The 2,481-nt window shown below is 61.1% G+C and carries 1 protein-coding gene and 1 pseudogene; both read right to left on the bottom strand.

Annotated elements, in window-relative coordinates:
* Positions 1-137: 137 nt before the first annotated feature.
* Positions 138-872: an IS21-like element helper ATPase IstB gene (istB, locus tag EO99_RS0125310; RefSeq protein ID WP_029621319.1), complete on the bottom strand. Its 735-nt coding sequence runs from the start codon at positions 870-872 to the stop codon at positions 138-140.
* Positions 805-2,371: pseudogene (gene istA / locus EO99_RS0125305) on the bottom strand (IS21 family transposase). Before istA ends, istB begins: the two are co-directional and overlap by 68 nt.
* Positions 2,372-2,481 lie beyond the last annotated feature (110 nt).

The following is a 2,481-nucleotide window of genomic DNA, read 5'->3' as shown; positions in this document are numbered from 1 at the left end:
TGTCAATCGGCGCGGAAAGTTGACCCCATATCGGCGTCCAATGTTGACCCCCATGGTGACGATCAGCACCTGGATCGCCCGGCGCTGGCCGGGGTTGCAGAGGGCGAACCAGGTGCGGGTGATGGGGCTCTTCGGCTTTAGCTTTGAGAGCGGTTTTTGAAGCGCCAGGACTCGTTGCCAGTTTCGACGATCTCGCAGTGATGGGTGAGCCTGTCGAGCAGCGCGGTGGTCATCTTGGCGTCGCCGAAGACGGTTGGCCATTCGCCGAACGTGAGATTGGTGGTGACGATGATCGAAGTGCGCTCGTAAAGCCTGCTGATCAGATGGAATAGAAGCTGGCCGCCGGCCTGGGCGAATGGCAGGTATCCGAGTTCGTCGAGGATGATGAAGTCCAGGCGGTTGAGATAATCCGCCGTCCGGCCTTGCTTGCCGCTGCGCGTCTCCGTCTCAAGCCGATTGACCAGATCGACGACATTGTAGAAGCGCCCGCGTGTGCCGTTGCGGATGAGAGCGCGGGCGATCGCGATGGCCAGGTGGCTCTTGCCGGTGCCCGTGCCGCCGACGAGAACAACATTGCGCTGATCGGCAACAAAGGCTCCGGTGGCCAGGTCGCGGACAAGGCCTTCATTGACGGGCGTGTTGGTGAAGTCGAAGTCGTCGATATCCTTGGCGAGTGGCAGCTTGGCGATGCTGAGCTGGTAGCGGATGGAGCGGGCCTGCTTCTCGGCGATCTCGGACTGCAGAAGATCGCCAACGATACGCGGCGGTTCATGCTGGCGCTTGATGCCGTTGCCCATGACCTCGTCATAGGCGCTGCGCATGCCGTAGAGCTTCAAGGTGCTCATCAATTCCAGAACCTGTGTGCGTTCCATCAGCTTGCCCTCCTGAGGCTGTCATAGCGTGCGCAATCGGCGACCGGCTCATGGGTCAGCCGCAGTGCATCGGGGATTTGTAGCGGCGCAGCCGGCGCCGGATCGCGACGCCGCGCCAGGATGTTGAGGATGACGGCAGCCGAGCAGACGCCTTGATCAAGCGCTTCCTGACAGGCAGCCTCCACGGCGGTGATGCCGTCGCCCGGCACGCAGCCGAGAATAGTGACCATTTGCCGATCACCGTCATCGGCTGCCTTCAATCGCTTGCGGACCTTCTCCATCGCCGCCGGCATTACCCAGTCGCGGAACGGGGCGCCATTGCGAAGAGCGCCGGGTTTGCGCGCCAGGACAGGCACATAATGCCAGGGATCATAGACCGTCTCGCCGCGTCCGAAGCTGCGCCGATGTTCGGCGATGACCGTCCCATCCTGCTTGACCACAACCCGGTCGGCATAGGCGTGGACTTCGACCGGGCGGCCGACAGCCGTTGAGAGGACCGAGTATTTGTTATTGTCGAAACGGACCGTGCAGGTCTTCGAGACCGAGGCTGGAACGCAGTGAAAGCCGTCGAACGGACCGACATAGGGAACGAGGTTGCCGCGTTCGGCTTCGAACATCTGCCAGATCGTCTGCTCGGCCTGTTCCGGATGGTTGTGCGCCTTCGCGTAGGCGACGCATTTGTCGAGCAACCAGACGTTCAATTCCTCAAGGCTCTTGACCCTCAGGCGCGGTGTGAAGAAGCGTTCGCGCACCAGGCCCACCTGGTTCTCGACCTGACCCTTCTCCCAACCGGAGGCTGGCGTGCAGGCGACAGGCTGCACCAGATAATGGCTGCACATCTGCAGAAAGCGGCGATTGTATAGTCGCTCCTTGCCCACGAACACCGCCTCCACCGCCGTCTTCATGTTATCGTAGATGCCGCGCGTGCAGGTGCCACGGAAGAAGGCAAACGCCTTGTCGTGGGCGTCGAACACCATCTCCTGGCTCTCGCGCATATAGGCGCGGACAAACATCATGCGGCTGTGGCAGAGCCGGACATGGGCGACCTTCACGGTCGTCGTCGTGCCGTTGATCAGCACGATCTCGTGGCTCCAGTCGAACTGATAGGCTTCGCCGGGTGCATAGTAGAGCGGCACATAGGCCTGCGCCGTCGCTGATCCCCGGTTCTTCGCCCAACCCTTGGCGTAACGGCGGATCGCATCATAGCTGCCGTCATATCCGAGTGCGCGAAGCTCCTCGTAAATCCGGATCACCGTCAGCCGTTCGCGCGATGGCCTGCCTTCATTCGTGGTGAGAAACCGCTCGATCTCCGCCTTCCATACTCCCGTCTTCGGCAAAGGCTGCCGCTCGCGCTCGTAGGAGAAGTCGGTCTCGTCGCTGCGCAATATCTTGCGGACCGTGTTGCGGGAAACATGCAGTTCACGGGCGATCTTCTTCATCGACCAGCCTTGAACATGAAAGGCCCGCCGGACGCGCGCAATCGTATCCACTCGCTTCAACTCCCTCTCCATCCGCCGTCAAAAAACGGATGGTCAGATAAATCCGAAGGGGGTCAAAATTGGACGCCGATCACCCCGCTAATGGGGTCAATTTTGCACGCCGAAACACA

Origin of the sequence: Pseudorhizobium marinum, from assembly GCF_000705355.1 — a bacterium.
In the GTDB taxonomy this organism is placed as follows: Bacteria; Pseudomonadota; Alphaproteobacteria; order Rhizobiales; family Rhizobiaceae; genus Neorhizobium; species Neorhizobium pelagicum.
Note: the sequence above shows the minus strand (reverse complement) of the source record. Positions and strands in the feature narration are given on the sequence as shown.

What these genes read in the sequence shown, in the direction of transcription:
- istB (WP_029621319.1), bottom strand. Translation starts at nt 872, where the DNA reads ATGGAACGCACACAGGTTCTGGAATTGATGAGCACCTTGAAGCTCTAC.